This is a genomic window from Streptomyces sp. NPDC059909 (assembly GCF_042730885.1).
In the GTDB taxonomy this organism is placed as follows: domain Bacteria; phylum Actinomycetota; class Actinomycetes; order Streptomycetales; family Streptomycetaceae; genus Streptomyces.
Genome location: NZ_JBHWKX010000012.1, coordinates 66526 through 84643, shown reverse-complemented (window position 1 = coordinate 84643; position 18118 = coordinate 66526). Strand labels below are relative to the sequence as shown.

Here is an 18118-nt window from a genome sequence, read left to right as displayed (position 1 = left end):
GCACCACCGGAGGTCTCGCCATGGACCAGGACCACGCTTCCGGTCCCATACCTTTCACGATCGACCTGACCTTCGAGGAGGCCCGGCGCCGTGCGGAGGTCGTGGCCGCGCTCGGACCCGACTGGGACCCGGTCGCCGTGCTGCGGGGCGAGGACGAGGCCTACGCGCTCCTGTACTCCGGCCTCGACGCCGAGCAGCAGCGCACGTACGACATGCTGGTGGCCGCCGGTGTCCTGCCCGGAGGGGAGCCCGGCCGTGCGGCTGCCCATTGATCCGCAGGCGGACATCGCCCGCCGCGCCTGGGTGCCGTGCCCCAACTGCGACGACGCACGGGACTGTGCCACCTGCGCCGACCGGCGCAACTGCCGGGTGCACTGGCGATATCTGATCTCCAACAAGGGGACCGTCGTCCACCTCCAGTGCCCGGGCTGCACCCACATGTGGTCGCTCGACACCCGGCGCCGCACCGGCCGCCCCGCGGACGACGCGCCCGCCTGCTGAGCCTCGGACGCTGAACGGCCCGGTACGGCGCCGCTTCGCCGTACCGGGCCTCCGCTCCGGGGGGATCAGCGTGTCACTTCACGCCGACCGCCCGGATGATCTCCTGCTTCACGGTGCCGCCCCGGTCGTCGGTCGCCGAGGCCCGCAGCGAGATGTACTGCGCGCCCTTCGGCACCCACAGGTCCGCCTCCCATGCCACGGACTTGCCGTGTACCCGGTCGAGTGCGACCTTCTTCCAGGTCTCGCCGTCGTCGTACGAGACCTCGATGGCGCCGCCGCCGATGGTGCCGGTGTCCGCCGCGCCCTTCACGTACTCGGCGAAGATCCCGACGGGCAGGCGGCTTCCGGCGCGGACGTTGCCGTTGATGTCGGTGTCCAGGTCGAAACCGAGGTTGATCATCGGCAGGTAGGTCTCCCTGTCCTGCGGGGTCTCCGTGGACCGGAAGGTCCACTCGGAGTGGCCCTTCGTCGACAGCCGCCACCGCTCCGGCTCGAGCGTGGTGTCCGTGACGACCCGGTAGTCGGCCTCCTCCGCCGGGGCGTCCCAGGCGTAGGCGCCGGAGCTCATCCTGCGGTCGACGCTGGTGCCGTTGACGAACACCTCGGTGAACTGGGTCATCGAGTCGTCGCTCCACACGTTGCCGAAGCCGGTGTGGTCCGGTCCCGAGTCGCCCCAGCCGGGGGTGTTGAAGCGCAGGGTGTTGCCGACGCGCGTCTGGCCCCAGCCGAGTCCGGTGCCCAGCCACGAGTGCCAGACCGGCTTGAACCACTCGCGGTCCACGCGGCTGCCGCCCCGGTAGGGGATGAGGCCGCCGCGCTCCTCGAGAGAATCGCCGAGGTCGACGGACTCGTGCCAGAGCTGGCCGGTGCCGGTGGAGACGTACTCGGTGCGCGCGGTCGGGAACGCGATCCGCTCCTTGAAGCCCCAGCCGATCGGGAAGGTGTCGGTGATCGCGTAGCGGAACTCGCCGCCCTCTTCCTTCTTCCCCGTCGGCATGTGGAACGTGGAGTTCACGGTGGCGAGTTCGCCGTCGTCCGGACGGAAGACGAGGTCCTTGCCGATCGCGCCCCGGTGCACCTCGGAGAGGTCGTACGTGAAGGGGGTGTAGCGCGTGGCCGTCAGGTCGAGTCGCGTGCCGCGCGCTGCGGCGGCCGAGAGCAGCGCCCCGTCCGCGGAGTTGACGGTGGCGACGGCGAGCGGCCGGTCCTCCCACGCCGCCGTGCCGAACCAGGACATCAGCCGGCCGGGCTCGTCGTCGGTGACGAAGAGGGCCTTGGCGCCCGCGTCCTGGGCGTTCTGTGCCAGCTGCGCCGTGTTGGCGTCCGCCGTGCGGCGGATCAGGACGGCCTTGCCGGCGACGTCCTTGCCCTCGTACTCGGCGGCGGTGCCGGTGCCCGCGTCGACGAGCCCGAGGCGGAACTGGCCGTCGAGCAGGGCGGTACCGCCCTGGGGAGTGGCCCCGGAGAGCCGGGTGCCGCCGACGCTCGCCTCCACCATCGGCTTGCCGAGCCGCCACACGGTCCGGTACTCGAAGGTGCCGGTGGCGGGCTTCGCGGTGGGCGCGGCGAAGATCGAGTCGTACGTCATCGGGACCAGGACGTGGCCGCCGTAGTGTGATCCGTTCGCCTTCCGGTCGAACTCCATGACGAGTTGCCGGGTCTCGGTGTGCTTCTCGACCTCGGCACGGATCTCGCGCAGCTGCCGTCCGTCGAGGGTGATCTCGCGGTCCCGGTCGAGGACGATCTCGGGGGCGGTCATGAAGCCGAGGCCCAGGGAGTCCTTGCCGTGGGAGCCGCGCACGTCGAGGAGGGTGTCGACGGTGTACGTGCCGGGCTTCAGGCGCAGTTCGAGCGTGCCGGACTCGCCGACCAGCTCGGGGAACGGGTCCACGCCCTCCTCGAGCTTCTGCACCCCCAGGTAGGCGGCCGTCGGGGCGCCGTCGCGGTCCTTCACGTGGACCGTGAGGGTGTACCGCTCCTCCTCCTTGACCAGGCCGAGGGCGGTGCGTGCGGCGACCGTGCCGTCGGCCGCGGTGGCGGTGATGCGGCCGCCGTTGTTTCCGACGGCGGCCTTCGCGCCGTCGCCGGTGACGGTGGTCTGCGCGGTGCCGTGCGCGGGCACGGTGAGCGTGGTGTCGGCGAGCGTGGCGGCACCGGCGGGCAGCCCCTCGACGGCGAGCGTCAGCGTGACGGGCGCGTCGGTGTGGTTGGTGTACGTCACGGTCTTGGTGACCGGCTGGTTGGCCTCGTACGGCCAGCTGTGGAAGCCGAGGTCGGCGGATCCCGTCGCGGTGACGCGGGCGCGGGTCGCGGCCGGTACGTCGACACGGCCGGCGCCGAGCGCGTACGGCGACGCCTCGAGCGGCTTCGACGACGACATCAGCGCGTCCTTGAGCTGCGCGCCCGTCCAGTCGGGGTGCTCCTCGGCCAGCAGCGCGGCGACGCCCGCGACGTGCGGGGTGGCCATGGACGTGCCGCTCATCGAGGTGTACAGGCCGTCGCCGGGGGTCAGCTGGGAGCGGGCGGCGAGGATGCCGACGCCGGGCGCGGACAGGTCCGGCTTGAGGGCGTAGTCGCGGTAGCGCGGGCCCTGGCTGGTGAAGTAGGCGGCCCGGTCGGCGGAGTCGACGGCGCCGATCGTCAGCGCGGAGTCGGCGGCGCCGGGCGAGCCGATGGTGCCGGGGGCGCCGGAGTTGCCCGCGGCGATGACGAACAGGGCACCGGTCTGGGCGGACAGCGTGTTGACGGCCTCGGCCATCGGGTCGGTGCCGTCGCTCCCCTCACGCGAACCGAGGCTCATCGACACGATCTTGGCGTCGATGTCCTTGGCGGCCCACTCCATGCCGGCGATGATCTGCGACTCGGTGCCGTTGCCGTCGTTGTCGAGGACCTTGCCGACGGCGAGGTCGGCGCCGGGCGCGACGCCCTTCTCCTCGCCGTCGGAGCCCGCGCCGCTGCCGCCGACGGTGGAGGCGACGTGGGTGCCGTGGCCGTGGTGGTCCGCGACCTCCTGGCCCTCGATGAAGCTCTTCGACTCGCCGACGCGTCCGGCGAGGTCGGGGTGGCCCGCGTCGACGCCCGTGTCGAGGACGGCCACCTTGACGCCCTTGCCGGTGAGTCCGGCCTCCCAGGCGTCGGGGGTGCCGATCTGGGCGTTGGACTCGGCCATGTCGGCCTCGACGCGGCCGTCGAGCCAGATCTTCTCGATGCCGCCGGAGAAGGTGCGGCGCGTGGTGGCCACCGCGTCCCAGAGGATCCCCGGCTCGGCCTTCATCGCCACGCCGCCGATGCTGGGCAGGGACCGCACCGTGTCCCCGCCGCGCGGGGTCGCGGCACGGCTGCCCTTGGCGTGGGTGACGATCAGCGGGAGCGGTTCGCCCTCGCCGAGGCCCTGCTCGATGAGCCCGGTGACGTCGAACAGCCGCTTGTCGAGGACCCCGGAGTGGAGGTAGGGCCGGGCCTCGTCGGGTACGACGGTGACGCGGCCGTTCGCCACCTCGCTGCGTACGGCACCCGTGGCGCCCTTGGGACGCTCCACGGCGACGGCTTTGCGGCCGCCGCCGAGGTCGGTGACGGTGACCTCGTCGCCGGTGATGAGGGTGACGGTGTGGCGGGCGGCCGATTCCGCAGGGGCGACAGCGCCCTTGGGGCTGTCGGGGGTCTCCGCGCCGAGGGCCTGTCCGGCCGGGAGCAGTACGAGGGAGAGCCCGGCCGCCAGCAGCCGTGCTCTCCTCCTCGCGGGTGCTCTGGTCATGAATGTCTCCTCGTACGCCCGGTGAAGGGGTGGCTCCGGGCGTTGCGAAGAGTGTGGGTGAGCGGAAGTCGCTTCGGGCGACCGGATGTTGGCGGTTACCTGCCATGGCGGTTACCTGCCAGTCGCCCGCGTGTGGCTGGACGTGTGTCGCAGTTTGTGCCGCGGGCGTGTGCTGCGGGTGTGCGCCTACGGCGTCGGCTCGCGCGCGTCGTACCGTACGAACCCCCGTGCGCGCAGGGCGAGCAGACCGATCGCCAGCACGCAGGCGAGCCCGCCGCCGGTGACGGCCACCGCGGGGGAGGTCAGTCCGGCGACGGACCCGGCGAGGAAGTCCCCGAGGCGCGGCCCGCCCGCGACGACGACGATGAACACGCCCTGCAGGCGCCCGCGCATCTCGTCGGGCGCGGCAGCCTGGAGCATCGTGTGCCGGAACACCATGGACACGGTGTCGGCGCAGCCCGCCAGGGCGAGGAAGAACAGCCCGAGCCAGAGGTTCCTGGTCAGCCCGAACACGGCGATCGCCGTCCCCCAGGCGGCCACGGCGAGCAGGATCGCCGCCCCGTGCCGCCGGACCCGCCCCAGCCAGCCCGAGAACACCCCGCCGAGCAGGGCCCCGACGGCGGGCGCGGCGACGAGGAGCCCGGTGGTGCGCGCGTCACCGCCGTACCAGAGCACGGCGACGGCGGGGAACAGCGCCCGTGGGTGCGCCAGGATCATCGCGCAGAAGTCGGAGAAGAACGTCATGCGGATGTTCGGGCGGGTGGCGAGGAAGCGCAGCCCGTCGAGGACCGACGCCCGCTTCCTCGCCGTGCCGTCGCCGTCCCGGTCGGGCAGCATGGCGGGCAGCCGCCACATGGCGTACAGCGCGGCGCCGAAGGCGACGGCGTCGATGAAGTACGCGGTCTGGTAGCCGCCGTATCCGACGATCAGCCCGCCGAGCATCGGCCCGATCAGCATCCCCGACGTCGTCGTCATGGAGCTCAGCGCATTGGCCGCGGGCAGCTGCTCGGGCGGCAGCAGCCGCGGGATCATCGTGGTCCGCGCGGGCGAGCTGAGAGCGGCGCACACGGCCTGCAGGGCGACGACGCCGTACAGGAACCAGACGTGGTGGAACCCCGCGAACGCGGCGCAGGCGAGCGCTGCCGACAGCGCGGCGGACCCGCTCGCGCTGTACAGCCCGAGCTTGCGCCGGTCGACGGTGTCGGCGACGGCTCCGCCGTACAGCCCGAAGACGATCAGGGGTACGAGCGAGAAGAGCCCGACGAGCCCGACGGAGAAGGTGGACCGGGTGATGTCGTACACCTGGAGCGAGATCGCCAGGGTGGTCATCCCCTGCCCGATCCACGAAACGGTGTTCCCGAGCCACAGCCGCCGGTAGTCGGCGGAGGTCCGCAGCGGCGTGAGATCGACGAGGATCCGGCTGGGGCTACGGCGCTTGCGCGTGGGGGTGGGGGTGGGGGTGCCGGTTGGCGTGCCGGTGTCGGTCATACGACGACGGCCGCGGGGCGGGGGCGGTGAGCTATGGGCGGCATGGGCGAAGTATAGGGACGCATGGGCATGGGCCCCTTACGACGCGGTGCCGGGCGACACCGCTGCGCGGGGCCTTTCCCCACCCCTCCTCTTCCCCGGCTGTGGCGACCTGCGGCTCCACCGCGTGGGGGCAGGCCCCCAGACCCCCGGGACGTATCCGGTACCGTCCGGTCGGCGGACCGGAGACAGAGCCCTCACGGGGTCTGGGGGCTTGCCCCCGGTTCGGGAAGGGGCGGGTAGGGGAAGGCCGCGGCCCTAGCCGAAGCGGCCCTCGACGTAGTCGGCCGTGCGCGGGTCCGCGGGGGCGGTGAACATCGCCGACGTGGGGCCGTGCTCCACGATCACCCCCGGCGTCCCCTGCTCCGCGAGGAAGAACGCGCACTGGTCCGAAACCCTTGCCGCCTGCTGCATGTTGTGCGTGACGATCACGATCGTCACCTCGTGCGCCAGTTCGCGGATCGTCTCCTCGATGCGACGCGTGGACGTGGGGTCCAGCGCCGAGCACGGCTCGTCCATCAGCAGCACCTTGGGTCGCACGGCCAGCGACCGGGCGATGCACAGGCGTTGCTGCTGACCGCCGGAGAGCGCGCCGCCGGGCTGGCGCAGCCGGTCGCGGACCTCCTTCCAGAGGCCCGCCTTGGTCAGGCATTCCTCGACGAGGTCGTCCTTGGCCGCACCGCCCATGCGGGTCCCGGTGAGCTTCAGGCCCGCGGTGACGTTGTCGTAGATGGACATCGCCGGGAAGGGGTTGGGCTTCTGGAAGACCATGCCGACCTGGCGCCGCGCCTCGGTCAGCCGCTGCCCGGGCGCGTAGATGTCCTGGCCGTCGACCAGCACCTCACCCGCGAGCGATGCGGAGGGGATGAGTTCGTGCATGCGGTTGAGGATCCGCAGGAAGGTCGACTTGCCGCAGCCGGAGGGGCCGATGAGGGCCGTGACCAGACTCGCGGGCATGGTCAGCGACACACGGTCGAGGACTTTGTGGTCGCTGAACCAGGCCGAGATCCGCCGGGCGTCGAGCGCGGCGCCGGCGGCTCCGGTGGCTCCGGCGGCTCCGGCGGCCCCGTCCGGGTGCACCGGCAGCGGGAGGGTGGTCTGTTCGGTCACGGCATGTCCTTCGGAAATCTCGGAAGACTCGGTCACAGCAGGTTGGGGAGCAGCAGCAGCGCCTGGTCGGCGACGGCCAGGCCCAGGGCACCGAGCAGGGGCACCCCGACCACCCAGGTGTGCGGCCGCCCCCAGCGGGCGTGCGCCCAGGCCAGGGCGCCGGCCGCGAGCACGAGGCCCTGGCCCCACAGCACCAGCGACAGCCAGGCAGCCTGCTGCGTGGCCATCGGCTTCTCGTCCTCCGGCAGGGCGCCCGGCGGGAGGGAGGGAGCCGGTGTGGGCTGGACGTCCGAGACCAGGTCCGCGTCGACCCGCAGAATGCCGCGGGGCATGAACGGGGTGCCGTCGGCGGTGATGAGGGTGAGCCGGCCCCGTCCCGCGGCGAGTGCGGGCGGCTGGGGGTCGCCGGCCCGCCGCGGACCGATGACCCGGTAGGTGTGCCTGCCCTGGCCCGTGGTCACGGTGAACGTGTCCCCCGTGTTCAGCTCGCCCAGGTGGCCGAACGGCCCCCCGTAGGTGGCCTGGCGGCCCATGATGACGCTGACTCCGGCCTGGCCCGGCAGGGTCGTGTCCCGGCGGTGGCCGGGCCCCCGGGCCAGGTCCTCCGCCGTGGTGCCCTCGCCGACGACCTCGCGCAGGTGGAGCGCGGGGACCTCCAGGAGCGCCACCGGATCCCCCGGAGCGGCGGCCAGGCCACCGCCCTCGGAACGGCCGACCGGGGCCACCCCGTTGGCCAGGTCGCTGCGGAAGTCCGCGTAGTCGACCTGCCGGTCGCGGGCGTGGCGTATCTGGCCCACGAGACCGGCATCGACGACGAACCCGAGCAGCAGAGCGGCCAGGATGCCCAGCGCGGCACTGGCGACGCGCAGTCCGGGGCCGGCGGCCGGGCGCGACTGACGCGCCCGGCCGGGCTCCGGAGCCGGCGGATCGCCGGCGCTTCGGCCGCCGGCCGGTGGCGGCCGGTCGCCCTGGGCCACGGTGTCGGCCTCGGCCACGGCGCCCGGTGCCGTCATCCGGTCCTCCGCGAGGTCGAGGTGGTGGAGCCCGCGGCGTATCCGGCGCGCTTCGCCGTGCCGGTGACGGTGACGGTGATCAGGTGCATGGTCGGTGTCTCTCCCCGGCTCAGACGTTCGGGGTGTCGGTGACGGGGAACTCCTCGCGCCGACGGGCCCGGCGGACGACGGTGACACCGGCAGCGACCAGGGCGGCGGAGACCGCGCCCAGCACGGCCGCGTCGGCGCCGGTCGCCGCGAGGGAGCCCTTGCCGCCGCCCGGACCGCCCGAGTCACCCGAGCCGCTCGCACCGCCGCTGATCTGGGTGGTGATGCCCTGGGAGCCGCCGCCGGGGGTCGCGGTGTCGGTCGGGCTCGCGGTGTCGGTCGGCGATGCGGTGTCCGTGGGCGAGGCCGTGTCCGTCGGGGACGCGGTGTCCGTCGGCGTCGCGGAGTCGGTGGGCGTGACGGTGTCCGTCGGCGTCGTACTGGGCGTGGGCGACGAGGAGGACGGGGGCGGCGTGGAGGGACCGGCCGGGTCGGTGTTCCGGTACGCCGTGTTGGAGGTGAACCAGATCGGCACGGAGAAGTCGCCGAGGCTGGTGCCGTTGAAGGCGGTGCGGCAGGTCAGCGTGAAGTCGTAACGGCCCTGCAGGGTCGTGAACCCGGCCGTGTTGGCGTAGTCCCGCATCGTGAACGTCAGCGGCACCATGATGCCGCCGCCGGGCGACGATCCGTACGTGCTGATGGGCGAGTTGCTCACCACGTTCTGGCCCTCGGCCGGGAAGCCCGCACCCTTCACCGAGACGATGAGGTTGGTCGCCGCCTGCGGGCAGGCGGCCGAGGTGGTCAGTGTGATGAGGCTGACGTCCGTGCCGGTGGGCGGGGCCACCTCCATCGAGCCGGCGGGCTCGGCGTACGCGGCGGTCGCGGTGGTCGCGGCAAGCAGCCCCGCCGCGCCGGACGCCGCTATCAGCGAGCCGATCAGGACGGCGGTCGGCCGGGTGGTGCGTGTGCTCGGCATGGTGCTTTTCTCCCTCGACAGTGGATCAGGACGTAGGTGTGGTGGTGGTGTTCAGCCGCCCGGTCCGGGCTCGGCGGTCGTACGCGCCCGGCGGCCCCGCACCCAGTGGGCGACACCGGCGAGGAGAGCCAGCAGGGCGACGGCGAACCCGCCCGCCGACCAGGCGACGAAGGACGTGCCGGAGTCCTGGGGAGCGGCGTCGTCGGCCACCGCGGCGGCCGCCACCGGCCCGGAGGGCGCCGCCGGGCCTGCGCCCGCCGGGCCCGCCGCGCTCCCGGCCGCCGCGTTCTCCGTACCTGCGCCCGTACCGCCCCCCGACACGCTCGGCGGTACGGGCTGTCCGGACTGCCCCGGCGCCCCGGCGCCCGGGGCCGTTCCCTCCACGGCCGCGACGCGCGTACCGTCCTGGTACGCGTCCTTCGCGGTGAACCGGAGCGATCCCGTGAAGTCCCGCAGGCTCCTCAGGTCGAAGGCGCCCTTGAGGCAGCTGACCGTGAAGGTGTAGGTGCCGCGCAGCGTGGTGAAGCCCGCCGTGCTGGCGTAGTCCCGCATCGTGTAGATCAGCGGGATCGACAGGCCGCCACCGGGCGCCTTGGGATAGGTGGCGAGCGGCGCGTTGCCGACGACGATCTGCCCGCCGCGCGGGAAGCCCGCTCCGAAGACGCGGGCGATGACGTTCGACGTCTTCGCCGGGCAGGGTCCGGCCGCCGTGAGGGTGATGGGCTGGGTGTCGCTCCCCCGCGCGGGGGTGACGGCCAGTCCCCCGCTCTCCGCCGCCCGCGCTTCGGCGGATGTGCCCGCGACGACGGCGCCCGCGGCCAGCAGGACCACCGCCAGGCTCACGGCCGACGCGGCGAGGCCCTGGCTCGCACCGGCACCGGCACCGGTCCTGCGCTGCTCGGCGAGGCGGCCGGGCCGAGGTCCGCGGCGCCGGCGCCTGCGTACGAGATACAGCGTCAGGGCCACGGCGACGACCAGCAGCACGATCAGCAGCGCCCACGGCACTGCCGCGAACGCGGCGGTGCGGGTGACGCGCGGCAGGATGCGGTGCCTGACGTCCCCGCGCACCGGCTCGGGGTCGACGGTGACCGTGGTGGTGTCTCGTACCGCGGGGAGGACACCGTCGGCCGAGGTCGTGATCCTCAGGGCGGCGCCGGGCAGCAGCTCGGCGATGCCGCGGACCTTCGCCACCTCCGCCTCGCCGCCGAACGCGTCGCGCACGTGGACCGCCTGACGGGCCGCCAGCCGGACGTTGCCCGTGTTGCGCACGGTGTACGTCACCGTCGCGGAGCCGGCGTCGAAGGGGTTGGCGGTTCCGTGGTAGGTCGTGCGGAGGTCCTCGACCGCGAGCTGCGGCTTCAGTTCGCCGGAGATCCGCAGGTAGATCCGGGCGCCGACCCGCTGGTCGACCGCGACGTTGCTGCCCTTCCCGTCCGTCCGCACCGCCGACAGCGACGCGACGATGCCGCCGGTGTGGTCTCCGGGGGTGGCGGTGCGCGGAACGGTCATCGTGAAGGGGACGATCACGTGGGAGCGGCGGGGCACGCTCAGCACGTTCTTGCCGAGCCTGACCCAGGAGCCGACGTCGGTCGGCTTGTGGTCCGCCGCGAACAGGTCGAAGCCGCCGTCGGCGGTGGTGAAGGCGTCGCCCGCGTACACCCGGAGCGTGAGCGGCTTGTTGCCGTAGTTGAAGACGGCGATGTGGTCCTTGACGACGGCGCCCGGGGTCGCCCCGTACGAGAAGTTCGGCCGCGCGTCGGGCTTCCTGGCGGCGGACGGCTGGACGCCGAACGTGGTGCGCCCCTGTCCGCCGTCGCTCTGCCGGGTGGCCGGGACCGCGGTGGCGGCCGGCGCGGTGGCGGCCGGCGCGGTGGCGGCCGGCGCGGTGGCGGCCGGCGCGGCATCGGCAGTGGCCGGAAGTACGGCGAGGAGGCAGGCGGCGAGGACGGCGGCGATACGGCGGGCTGAGGTGGTGATCATGTCGAGTCGTCCGATCGGGCGCGGAACGGCTGGAGCGGAGGTGTGACCGGGACGGGCATCGCTGCCCGTCCCGGCCGGGGGCGGCAGTACCTGGGGGTGGGGCCGCCCGGAACCATCCGACGGGGTCAGATGGCCGTCAGGGTGAGCGTGGCCGTGTAGGTGCCGGCCACGGTCGAGGTCGGCGCGTTGAGGGCCAGGTCGGCGCCGACGTGGGCCGTGCCCAGGCCGGTGCCCGTGGCGAGGGAACGGGAGGACTTGAGTCCGGCCGTGCCCGCGTCCGCGGGGGCGACACCATTGGCCGCCGCGACCGCACCGCCGGCCGTGACGGTCTGGGACGCGCCCTTGTCGATCACCTTCGGCGTCCAGCCGATGTTCTGACCGTTGATCTTGTGCGTACCGCCGTCGGAGAAGTCGGTCACCTGACCGCTGACGGACCAGCCGGGGTTTCCGGCGCGGGTGTCGGTCAGCGTGACCGGGTTGATGGCGCCCGTGGTGGACAGCAGGTCGCCGTTGGCGTTGAGCTGCGGGGAGGGCAGGGTGACGTGCGGGTTGTCGACGCTGATGACCAGCGCACCGGCCTCGACGGTCGTGGTGATGTCCTGCGAGGCGGTGACACCGGCGAAGGCGCCGATGACATAGGGGACCGCGCCGGAGTCGGAGCCCAGGTACGCCGCGGTGTCGGCCGGGACGAAGATCGCCGAGAACGAGTGGTCACCGGGGGCCAGGCTGCTGGTGGTGAAGGACGCCTGACCGGCGGCGACCGGCACCGTGGCCAGCGTGGTCGTCGTACCGCCCACGGTGTCCTGGAACTTGACCGAACCGGCCGCCGAGGCCGGCGCCACCGATGCCGTCATGCCGACCGGGCTGTACTGCGCGGCGGTGCCGGAGGGCGAGACGGCCAGCGCGGTCGTGGTCGCCGTCGCCGGAGCGGTGTTGACCGTGTACGAGACCGCGGTCGACGTGGACCCGTTGTAGGCGGCGCTCGACGGCGTGAACACGGCCGTCAGGGAGTGGGTGCCCGCGCCCAGGCTGCTCGTGGTGAGCTGGGCCTGGCCGCCGGCGACGGTCACCGGGTTGCCCAGCGCCGCGCCGTTGTCGCGGAACTGCACCGTGCCCGCGGCGCCGGCCGGGCCGACGTTCGCGGTCAGCGTCACCGGGGTGCCCGCGTCCACCGGGGCGGCCGGGGAGACGGCGAGGGAGGTGGTGGTGTCCGTGACCGCGGCCGGATCGGTGTTCTGGTACGCCGTGTTGGACGTGAACCAGACCGAGGCCGGGAAGTCACCGAGGCTGGTGCCGTTGAAGGCCGTACGGCAGGTCACGAGGAAGGTGTACTTGCCCGTCAGGGTGGTGAATCCGGCCGTGTTGGCGTAGTCGCGCATCGTCTGGGACAGCGGGATGACGAGCCCGCCCTCCGGGGTCGATCCGTACGTGCCGATCGGCGAGTTGCCGACCACGTTCTGGCCGCCGGCCGGGAAGCCCGAACCGGTCACCGAGACGATGACGTTGGTGGCGCTGTCCGGGCAGGGGCCCGACGTGGTCAGCGACATGCTGGAGGTGTCGGAGCCGGTCGCCGGGGTGACCGCCGCGGTGCCGATCTCGGCGGCGTGTGCCGAGGGGGCCAGGAGCAGGCCGCCCGCCAGCACGGCCACCAGGCTCGCAAGGCCGCCCGCCAGGCTCCGCGAGAGCGTGTTCTTCCACACAGTCGTGCTCTCCTTCTTCGAAGGATTCGGAAGGGACGAAAGCGTTGGGTCAGGCATGGGGGGGTTGGGTCACAGCAGAGGAGTGCTGAGGAGCGCTACGGAAGGGGCGCCGGGCAGGCGCGCCGTCGAGGCGTCAGGGCGTCTGCTTGCTGGTGTCGCCGCAGTTCGCGTTGGTCGCGAAGCCGTAGGTGTTGATCACGGCGGGCTGCTTGCAGATGAGGGCGTCCGGGCCGACGAAGACGGTGCTCCAAGGAGCCGTCCCGATCTTGCTGGTCGGGATGACGTTGTAGACGTCGCGCTTCACACCGAAGTTGCTGTTGAGGGTGTTCGGCGCGAGACCGTCGATGGTGCCGAGGATCGCGCGGCCGCGGAGGTCCGCGATGGTCTGCGTGGCCTGCGAGTTGTACTGCGCGATGGAGAAGGGGACGATCGACTTGTCGTCGAGGACACGGCCGTCGTGCTCCTGGACGGGAGCGCCGCCCTTGGTGTCCTTGATGCAGGGATAGACGCCGGCGACCACGTCGGCCTCGGTGATGCCCATCGTGGACTGCCAGAAGCTGCGCGTACCGGAGCCGGCCTGCGGCAGGTACACGGTCAGGCTGTAGTTGGGAGCGGTGCCCACGTAGTTGGGGTCGCAGTGGTAGATGGCCTTGAGGTCGTTCAGCGTGAGCTTGCGCGGCACCGTGCTGGTGGGCGTGATCGAGTAGCTCACCGCGTCCACGGCGAACGGGACGTAGGTCAGTCCGGGGTTCGCGGCGCCCAGGTTGAGGCTGGAGGACCGGGAGAAGTCGAGGCACTTGTTGTCCGCCTGCAGCGAGTTCAGCAGCGCGGTGCGCCCGGCGCCCGACCCGTTCGGGCGGTTGATGGTGCAGCCCGGGGTGCTGGCGGGGTCCTTGGTGGTGATCTGGGCCGAGCCGGTGGCGTCGTACGAGCCGATGACCTTCTGGCCGCCGATGGTGATGGTGTTGGCCAGGCCGTTCATCACGTCCTGCGTGGTGTCGGAGCCGACACCGGAGAGCTGGCGGTAGGGCGGCGGACCGGAGGGGTCGGCGACGGCCTGGCTGGCGCAGACGGTGCCGGTGAGAAGACCGGCGATGCCGACGGCGGCGATGGCTGTCTTTCTCTTGTTCACGTGCGTTACCTCTCGGATAGGCTTTCGCCGGGTGGTGCCCGGCGCGTGTTCTGACAGTTCGTTGGCGCGGACCTGTCGAGGTTTCGGGTTCGGGCATCACCTCCCTTGGTTTCCGGGCCGGTCGGCCCCGGCGCGCCGGGCCGCGAGACCGGCCGCGAGGCGCGGCACCACCCTGGGCAGCAGGTGGCCGCCGGCCGCGGCGGCGAGCCCGACGACGAGGGCGATCAGAAGGGCGTAGCGCAGAGCGCCGAGCGCCCAGGCCGGAGTGCGGATGAGCGGCTCTTCGGAGGCGGCGGCGGGCGCGCCCGACGACGGCTTCCCGGACGGCTGCGTGGCCGCGGACGGGGACGCCCCCGCGCCTGCCGCCGCGGCCGGCTGCCCACCGGCCGCCCCGGCGCCTCCGCTCGTGTCGGCGCCGCTGCCTGCCGTACCGCCGCCGGACGTGTCCGAGCCGCCCGCGGAACCGGAGCCGCCCGCGTCGCCGCCGGGTCCGGCGGACGAGGTGCCCGCCCTGGACGCGATGGCGTCGGCCGCGGCACGGGTCTGCGCGCGCAGGCTCTGCGGCAGCGGGACGTACCCCTCGGGAAGGGTTCCGGCCGCCACACCCGGCTGCTGGCCCGCACCCGCCGCGTACTTCAGGAGCGCCGCGTAGTCCTGGCCCTCCTTCTTGGCGAGCCGCTCGGGCACGGTCGCGGCGTACGTGAGGAGGGTGAGTGGGTAGGCGTTCCGGGCCTTCGTCGCCGGGTCGGGGCTCAGCACTCCGGCGACGCCGCTGGGCTTCATCGCGGCCTGGCCGGCGAGCAGTCCGGCCTCGTCGGGGCCGGCGAAGCGGCCTGCGGCGTTCTGGAGTTTCGCCGTCACCAGCCCGTAGCGGCTCGCCGACGCCGTGTCGGTCACGGCGAGGACCGCCCGCCTGCCCGCGGGCTGCGGGGGCGTCTTCTTGTAGCCGGGGGGCGTGGCGGTGCCGTCCCAGTTGGCCCGCGCCAGGGTGTCGCCGCGTGCGGCGGCATGGGCGGCCTCGTGCATGTTGTGGGCGTACGGGTGCTTGTCCTGGATGCAGAGGGGGTTGTCCGGGTGGTCGGCGAACTGCTGACAGAACGGGTCGCTCTTGGGGAAGTCGTTCCGCGGCAGCTCGATGCCCTTGTAGTGCGGGTTGACCTTCATTCCCGAGAGAGCGGGGTCGCCGTGCCGGCCCTGGTTGTCGGGGGTCCCGTTCAGGAACTCGCGGGCGGCCGGGTCCTGGTCGACCCAGTTCCACAGCTGCCACGCCGCGTCGGACACGGCCTCGGGCACGAGCGCGTCGCCGAGGCTGCCGCGGAACTCGAGGTCCTTGTAGGCGGGGTTGTGCTTGCGGAACTCGGGGTCGTAGGCGAGGTTGAAGGGGTTCTCGGCGGTGCTCGGAGCGAAGCGCGAGTTGCCGTCCTGGTAGGACTCGGTGAGCAGCTTGGTGACGAGCCTCGGGGTGAGGTGGAGACTGGTCAGCCGTGCTCCGTCGCGTGCCCTGACCTCGGCGGGCGCGCTGAAGCCGGACTGGCTCTCGATGAAGAAGCCGATGGTCAGTCCGGACAGTGCCACGGGCGCGTAGACGGGCTTCGGTCCTGCGGGCACCTGGTCGCCGGTGGCCGGGCGGCCCAGGAAGACCATGCCGGGCTTGTCGGAGACCAGATGGGCGCGGGCGGTGTCGTCGGTCACCGGTGAGTAGCCGTAGATCGTCCTGCTGCCGGTCCGGCACAGGGCCGGCTGCCAGCGTTCGATGGCCTCTTTGGCGATCTCGTGACTGAGGACGGCCCGTTCGTCGGCGCCGATCGGGCAGAAGTTGCCGATCCGTTCGAAGCTCAGCGGCACGACGAGACGATGCTTCCAGTTGCTCGCGGTGAGCGGCGACGACTGCAGCAGTCCGCTCGGCTGCGCACGGTACGAACTGCCGTCGACCTCAATCTCGCCGCGCGGCACGACGACCAGCCAGCAGGACCGGCCCGGCGCCCCGTTCGAGGCTCCGGCCGGCACCTCACCGCAGCCAAGGCCCGGCGCCTCCAGTGCCGATTGGGCCTCGAAGTACACCTCGCCCTTGCCGTCGGGACCGGTGCGGGCGTGCGGGACCTCGTTCGTGGTGCTCACGTCGTAGAAGTCGTTCCAGTTCCCCTCCGGGCTCACATCGCCGCTCACGGATCTGAACGCGACGTACGAGATGCCGGTGCCGCTCGCCGGAGGAAGCTGCTGGGACGGGTCCCTGAGTCCGCCGTAGGTCAGCTGCCGGGTGTTGGTGAACGCTCCGGCGGTGCCGCCGACGTCCTGCGCGGACGAGCCTCCGAACTGGCACTGCTCGGGGTCGGGTCCGGTGGCCTTGTCGCCCCAGCACTGCATGATCTGGAGGTAGTTGGCGGCATAGGTGGTGTCCGAGACCGTCGGGGCGCCGCCCTGCCAGGTGATCCTCACCGCCTGGTTGACCAGGTTCCGGGTCTGGCCGACGGTCACCTTCAGGTCCGCGTAGGGGCCCTGTCCGGAGACGGTCACCGCGGAGCCCTCCCCGGCGGCGGCCAGGGCCGCCCGGTCGGCGGCGTCGGCGGGCCGCGGGGCCGAGGCGAGCACGGCGGCACCGATCACGGAGAGCAGGACGAGCGCGACGGCGGCCGACGTCCTGACGAAGCGGCGGAGCGCGGCGATCATGACGTGCCCCGCTTCAGCCGCCGGTTGAGCAGCGGCGGTCCGACGGTGAGCACCACCAGCAGCACGCCCGCCACCGCCATGAGCGCGGTCTGGGTCCCGCCGCCGATGCCGCGGGAGGTCGTGACGGGTACGGCGAAGGCGTCACCGCTGCCGCCGGCCGCCGCGCCGTTGTCCCCGATGACCTGGCCCGTGTCCGGGTCGATCGTGGCTCCACCGGGGCCGCCCGTGGCCCCGCCACTGCCGGTGCCGGACGTCGTACCGCCCGCTCCCTTGCCGCCCGTACCGGCGGTCGAGCCGCCGGAAGCGGTGCTGCCGCCGCCCGTGGTGCCCTGGGCGGACCCGGACGAACCGCCGCCGGAGCCGGAGCCCGAGCCGTTGACGGTGGTCGGGGCCTTGGCGCCGCCCGTGCCGGTGGAGCACTGGGTCGGGCCCTGCTTGTCGCACGCGGGCGGGTAGGGCGCCGTCTTGGCCAGCGTGTTGGTGCCGTCGCTGGAGAAGGTGGGGTTGCGGCAGTTCTTGATGTCGATGTTCTCGGGGGCCACGCCGGGGATCTTGCGGACCTGCTGGAGCCCGGCCGTCACGAGGTTGATCGGGAGTGGCGAGTAGCCGAGACTGTCGACCCGCTGCTGCCCCTGGCAGAGGAAGTAGTACGCGAAGGCGCCGAGGGTCTTGCCCTTCTGGGCGTTGAAGTTGGACTCCGCCTTGGTCGGGATGATCATGTAGCTGTAGCTCGACAGCGGGTAGGTGCGCTTGTCCGTGTCGTTGTAGACGGCTTCGAGCTTCTGCGTCAGATACTTCGGCGAGGACGGGTTCTCCTCGATCTGCGCCTTTGTGAGGGCCACCGCCACGTTCCTGGCGGTCGGCTCGGTGTAGTACCCGGCCTTGTTGAGCACCTTGGCCACCGGGAATCCGGTGGTGTACACCGCGAAGGAGTACTCGACGTAGGTGATGGTGCCGACGTTGCCCTCCTCGGAGACGTAGCCGGACACTCCGTTCGAGCCCGCCTGGCCGACGAAGCCGCTGCCCGGAAGGACCGGGAAGGTCGACGTCTCCCCGCACGGAGTCTGGCGGCCCGCCTTGCGGCAGTAGGCGTCCCACACGGATCCGTACTGCACGCTGAGCCACTTGGTGAACTGCGCGGTGGTGCCGGAGCCGTCCGAGCGCACCACGGGCACGACCCGGCGGGCGGGCAGCGCCGAGGCGAGCGCCGGGTTGTCGGCCTTGATCGCCGGATCGTTCCAGCTCTTGATCTGCCCGGTGAAGATCTTGGCGACGACGTCTCCGGACAGCCGGAGGTTGGTCACGCGCTTGTTGCCGATCGTGAGGTTGTACATGAACGAGGTTCCGCCGGCCACGATCGGCATGTAGGCGTACTTGCGGGACGGCGGCGAGTCGACGACGCCGGAGTCCTTGATGCCGTACGGGATCTCGGAGACGGCGTAGTCCACGGTGCCGTTGCGGAACTGGTTACGGCCGTCGGAGGACCCGGTGGGGTTGTAGTTGACCGTCATGCCGTACTGCTTGACGTTGCCCTTCCACTGGTCGAGGGCGTTCTGGCTCCAGGTGGATCCGGCACCCGAGATCGGGACGTACGTGGCGGCGACGGCGGGCTCGGCGCCCGGCATCGCGGCGCCGAGCAGGAGGGCGGCCACGAGAGCGAAGGCGGTCACGACCCTCGGGAGGAGGCGTGCTGTCGTTGCCGGAGGCGATCCGGGCATGGCTGGTGACTCC

General features: G+C 72.5%; 12 protein-coding genes. 2 read left to right on the top strand and 10 right to left on the bottom strand.

Annotation, left to right across the window (positions count from 1 at the left end; translation table 11 throughout):
* Positions 1-20: 20 nt before the first annotated feature.
* Together ACFV9O_RS11485 and ACFV9O_RS11480 are read left to right on the top strand one after the other, a co-directional pair.
* Complete coding sequence (locus ACFV9O_RS11485) at positions 21-272, top strand: DUF6400 family protein (RefSeq protein ID WP_385415531.1); 252 nt, start codon at positions 21-23, stop codon at positions 270-272.
* Positions 256-501 (top strand): hypothetical protein, encoded by a 246-nt coding sequence (locus tag ACFV9O_RS11480; RefSeq protein WP_385415528.1) that lies wholly within the window; start codon positions 256-258, stop codon positions 499-501. The genes ACFV9O_RS11485 and ACFV9O_RS11480 overlap by 17 nt, the downstream gene beginning before the upstream one ends.
* A gap of 73 nt (positions 502-574) precedes the next feature.
* On the opposite strand, the gene ACFV9O_RS11475 is transcribed toward ACFV9O_RS11480, so the two are convergent.
* The 10 genes from ACFV9O_RS11475 to pstS all read right to left on the bottom strand — a co-directional run bounded on the left by ACFV9O_RS11475 (position 575) and on the right by pstS (position 18105).
* A complete protein-coding gene (locus tag ACFV9O_RS11475) occupies positions 575-4255 on the bottom strand; it encodes a S8 family serine peptidase (protein WP_385415525.1) in 3681 nt (1226 codons plus the stop codon).
* A 186-nt stretch (positions 4256-4441) separates the two neighbouring features.
* Positions 4442-5743, bottom strand: a complete 1302-nt coding sequence (locus ACFV9O_RS11470) for an MFS transporter (protein WP_385415523.1) — start codon at positions 5741-5743, stop codon at positions 4442-4444.
* A 297-nt stretch (positions 5744-6040) separates the two neighbouring features.
* Complete coding sequence (locus ACFV9O_RS11465; protein WP_385415709.1) at positions 6041-6862, bottom strand: phosphate ABC transporter ATP-binding protein; 822 nt, start codon at positions 6860-6862, stop codon at positions 6041-6043.
* Between the two features lie 62 nt (positions 6863-6924).
* Positions 6925-7905 (bottom strand): sortase domain-bontaining protein, encoded by a 981-nt coding sequence (locus tag ACFV9O_RS11460; protein ID WP_385415522.1) that lies wholly within the window; start codon positions 7903-7905, stop codon positions 6925-6927.
* Between the two features lie 109 nt (positions 7906-8014).
* On the bottom strand, positions 8015-8908 hold the full coding sequence (locus ACFV9O_RS11455) for a hypothetical protein (RefSeq protein WP_385415519.1): 894 nt from the start codon (positions 8906-8908) through the stop codon (positions 8015-8017).
* Positions 8909-8959: 51 nt separating this feature from the next.
* Entirely contained in the window at positions 8960-10888 is a 1929-nt protein-coding gene (locus ACFV9O_RS11450; protein ID WP_385415516.1) for a WxL protein peptidoglycan domain-containing protein, read from the bottom strand.
* Positions 10889-11013: 125 nt separating this feature from the next.
* The gene (locus tag ACFV9O_RS11445; RefSeq protein ID WP_385415514.1) at positions 11014-12588 is read right to left on the bottom strand and encodes an Ig-like domain repeat protein; all 1575 of its coding nucleotides are present in this window, start codon (positions 12586-12588) and stop codon (positions 11014-11016) included.
* Positions 12589-12721: 133 nt separating this feature from the next.
* Positions 12722-13720, bottom strand: a complete 999-nt coding sequence (locus ACFV9O_RS11440) for a hypothetical protein (protein ID WP_385415512.1) — start codon at positions 13718-13720, stop codon at positions 12722-12724.
* A gap of 96 nt (positions 13721-13816) precedes the next feature.
* On the bottom strand, positions 13817-16387 hold the full coding sequence (locus ACFV9O_RS11435) for a hypothetical protein (RefSeq protein ID WP_385415509.1): 2571 nt from the start codon (positions 16385-16387) through the stop codon (positions 13817-13819).
* The gene (gene pstS / locus ACFV9O_RS11430) at positions 16384-18105 is read right to left on the bottom strand and encodes a phosphate ABC transporter substrate-binding protein PstS (RefSeq protein WP_385415507.1); all 1722 of its coding nucleotides are present in this window, start codon (positions 18103-18105) and stop codon (positions 16384-16386) included. Before pstS ends, ACFV9O_RS11435 begins: the two co-directional genes overlap by 4 nt.
* Between the last annotated feature and the right edge of the window lie 13 nt (positions 18106-18118).

Coding starts and splice junctions, on each gene's coding strand:
- ACFV9O_RS11485 (WP_385415531.1), top strand. CDS start 21: ATGGACCAGGACCACGCTTCCGGTCCCATACCTTTCACGATCGACCTG.
- ACFV9O_RS11475 (WP_385415525.1), bottom strand. CDS start 4,255: ATGACCAGAGCACCCGCGAGGAGGAGAGCACGGCTGCTGGCGGCCGGG.
- ACFV9O_RS11470 (WP_385415523.1), bottom strand. CDS start 5,743: ATGACCGACACCGGCACGCCAACCGGCACCCCCACCCCCACCCCCACG.
- ACFV9O_RS11460 (WP_385415522.1), bottom strand. CDS start 7,905: ATGACGGCACCGGGCGCCGTGGCCGAGGCCGACACCGTGGCCCAGGGC.
- ACFV9O_RS11455 (WP_385415519.1), bottom strand. CDS start 8,908: ATGCCGAGCACACGCACCACCCGGCCGACCGCCGTCCTGATCGGCTCG.
- ACFV9O_RS11450 (WP_385415516.1), bottom strand. CDS start 10,888: ATGATCACCACCTCAGCCCGCCGTATCGCCGCCGTCCTCGCCGCCTGC.
- ACFV9O_RS11435 (WP_385415509.1), bottom strand. CDS start 16,387: ATGATCGCCGCGCTCCGCCGCTTCGTCAGGACGTCGGCCGCCGTCGCG.
- pstS (WP_385415507.1), bottom strand. CDS start 18,105: ATGCCCGGATCGCCTCCGGCAACGACAGCACGCCTCCTCCCGAGGGTC.